The 3167-nt window shown below is 67.3% G+C and carries 3 protein-coding genes; 2 read left to right on the plus strand and 1 reads right to left on the minus strand.

What is annotated here, in order from left to right; all coding sequences use genetic code 11:
• A partial coding sequence (locus tag VEK15_00080; protein ID HXV59059.1) for a hypothetical protein occupies window positions 1-421 on the plus strand: 421 nt, incomplete at its 5' end.
• Between the two features lie 14 nt (window positions 422-435).
• Here the strand turns inward: VEK15_00080 and VEK15_00085 are convergent.
• Entirely contained in the window at window positions 436-2835 is a 2400-nt protein-coding gene (locus VEK15_00085; GenBank protein ID HXV59060.1) for an ABC transporter permease, read from the minus strand.
• Window positions 2836-2917: 82 nt separating this feature from the next.
• On the opposite strand from VEK15_00085, the gene VEK15_00090 reads away from it, so the two are divergent.
• Window positions 2918-3167, plus strand: a 250-nt coding sequence (locus VEK15_00090; GenBank protein HXV59061.1) for a hypothetical protein, incomplete at its 3' end; no start/stop codon positions are given.

Here is a 3167-nt window from a genome sequence, read left to right on the forward strand (position 1 = left end):
CGACTCGGCGTTCATCGATCTCGGAAAGGAGGATCCGCGCTTCGTGGGTTTCGGGTGGAGCCCGCCACAGCTTCGCTCGGGCCGCTGGGTGCGCGTCACTCGGGCCGATCGGGCGCGGCTTTTCCTGCCGCTCGAGGTCGCGAGCACGATCGAGCTGACGTTCACCGCCTCGGTCCGGCCCGCGGCCGCGGACGTCGGCATCGTAATCAACGAAAAGCCGGCTGGCAGCTTCCGGGTGACGCCCGGCTTCGACGAGTACACCGTGCGAGTGCCCGCGCTCTACTGGAAGGAGGGTGTCAATCGTCTCGACCTGACGCCGCGATTCGCTGAGCCCAAGAGCGTCTTGCTCCTGGAGAAGATCGGGGCACACCGCTCGGTCGTGAGCCCCAGCCGATTGCCCGGAGCGGCCCAAGGACGGTGATATTCATCAGCCTGCTACTGGGCGCGTAGGGAGATCATGGGGTCGACTCGGGACGCGCGACGCGCGGGAAGGTAGAGGGCGACCGCCGCCACGACGACGAGCACGAGGGACACCTCGGCGTAGACGATGGGATCCGCCGCGCCGACGCCGAAGAGAAAGCTCTCGAGCAGCCGCGACACGAGGGCCGCTCCCACCAAGCCCAGCACGAGCCCGATCCCCGTGAGCTTTCCTCCCTGAACGATGACGAGCCCCAGGATGTCACTCCCCCGGGCACCGAGCGTCATCCGCAGCCCGAATTCTTGGGTTCGCTGGCCGACGGTCTGGGTCACGATCCCATAGAGTCCGAGGCAGGCGAGAAAAAGGGCGAGTCCCGCGAAGACGGCGAGGGCCGCGGTCGAGAAGCCGCGACGGGCGAGGCCGTTCGCGAGGACCGCCTCCATCGTGCGAATGCGCGACAGCGGCTGGTTCGGGTCGACTTGGCGGAGCTCTTCACGGATCGCGGGAACGTAGCCGAGAGGGTCACCGGTGGTTCGAGCGACGAGGACCATCGACGTCGAGTTGAGGTTCTGGCGATGAGTCCAGTAGATCGCGGGACGCTTCTCCTCGCCCAGACTCCACTGCTGCACGTTCCCGACGACGCCGACGATGGTGTAATGAGGGCCGGTGTCGCCGAAGGTGATGCGCCGGCCGATGGGGGACGCCGTGCTGAACACCTGCCGGACGAGCTCGCGGTTGACCACGACGATGTTCGCACTCTCGCTCGTGTCGGACGAAAGGAAAGAACGCCCCTCGACGACCGGGATTCGCATCGTGCGAAAATAATCCGGGCTGACGCTCCGGGTTTCGGCGAGAGGGCTGTGCCCGTCCGGCCACTCGATCCCTTCCACATCGAAATCGGAATTCCATCCTCCCTCGGTCGGTAGGACGGTCACCATGCCCGTCCCCTCGACTCCGGGAAGGGCCCCGATGCGCTCGAGAACCTCGTCGAAGAAAGCCGCCTGCTTCGTGTGAGTGTCGTACACGGGCGCGGGGAGCGCGACGGTGAAGGTCAAGAGGTTCTCGGGATCGAAGCCGAGCTCCTCGTCCAGCAGGTTCTGGAAGCTCTCGATCAGAAGCCCGGCACCCGCGAGCAGCATGAGCGCCAGAGCAACCTCGGCGATGACGAGCGCCTTGCCCAAACCCCGGCTTTCCGACGGGCCGAGCTCGCGGCCGCCCTCCTTGAGCGACGCGCCGGCGTCGACCGAGCCTGCCCTCAGCGCCGGCAGCGAGCCGAACAGGAGACCCGCGAGCACGACCAGCCCGAGCGAGAACCCGAGAGCGGTCGCGTCCATGGATACGTGTCCCGAGCCGAGGAGTGCCGCTCCCGGCGACGTCGAGAACATCTTCAACGCCGTGGTGGACAACGCGACACCGGCAAGTCCTCCGCCCACGGCGAGGATCGAGGTCTCGACCAGCGCGCCCCGGACGAGTCGGCTCCGCGAGGCCCCGAGCGCGGACCGCAGAGCGAGCTCGCGGGCTCTTCCCGAGGAGCGGGCGAGCACGAGGTTCGCGATATTGGCGCAGGCGATGAGAAGCACGAACCCGACCGCACCCATCAGCATGAGCACCGAGGTGCGCGAGCGGCCGCGGATTCGGTCGTTCAGAGAGACGAGAATGATTCCGTGGTCGGTTCGACCATCCTGCTTCAGCGCCTCCGCGTTGCGCTCGATCTCAGCCTCGGCCTGCTCCAGAGCCACGCCGGCACCGAGGCGCGCGACAACCGTGAGGTAGTGCGAGCCTCGCGGCGAGTCCTCCACCGTTCTTCGCAGGGGAAGCCACAGCTCGGGCTCACTCTGACGGCGAAGCTCGTTCGGCGTTTGTACCCGCTCGTCCGGCGGCAACACCCCGACGATGGTCGTCTGTTCTCCGTTCACGAGAACGGCGCGACCCAGAACGTTCCTGTCCCCACCGTAGCGGCGCTGCCAGAGAGCATAACCGAGAAGAGCAACCCTCTCGGCTCCGGGAACGTCGTCGTCGTCCTCGAGAATGCGGCCGGCGAGCGGCTCGACCCCCATCATGCGCAACAGGTTGGGCGTCAATCGCACGACCTCGACGCGCTCCGGGCCGGTTTCGCCCGTCAGGTTGGCGGACGGCCGCCAGTAGGCCCCGACGTCATCGAAGACCTCGGTCAGCTCCTTCCAGTCGAGGTACTCGGGATAGGAGCCCGGCAGATCGCGAAGCTGCGGCTGGATGTCGCGGACGAACACGATGGTGTCCGCGTCGGGGTAAGGAAGAGAACGCAGCAACGCCTGATTCAAGATGCTGAACACCGCGGCGTTGGCACCGATGCCGACCGCCAGTGTGACGACGGCAACCAGGGTGAAGCCGGGTGCCGCCGCGAGTCTCCGAATGCCCGTGCGAGCGTCTTCCACCATGCTCTTTGGACGGGGAGAACCAGAGGTTGGTTGCCCGGGTTCGAGTGCCCGTCCCACCGAGGACCGCGCCTATACTGGCCTCATGACCGCACCCCGTCGCGTGCTCCTCGTGGGCGACGACCACCTCGCCCTCGAAGGTGTCGCGCGACTGCTCGATGAGGCGGAGGGGTGGAGCATCGCCTTAGAGAACGAGGACGACCCCGATGCCGTCGTCGTGGACCTCGACGCCGGCGAGGCAGCCGATCGCCTCCGGTCGCTCGCGGACCGCCACGCCGTTCTCGCGATCGCTTCCGACGCCCTGAGCTCGCGCGAGGCCCTCGCGTTCGGGGCTC

The sequence above is a fragment of the Vicinamibacteria bacterium genome (assembly GCA_035620555.1).
In the GTDB taxonomy this organism is placed as follows: Bacteria; Acidobacteriota; Vicinamibacteria; order Marinacidobacterales; family SMYC01; genus DASPGQ01.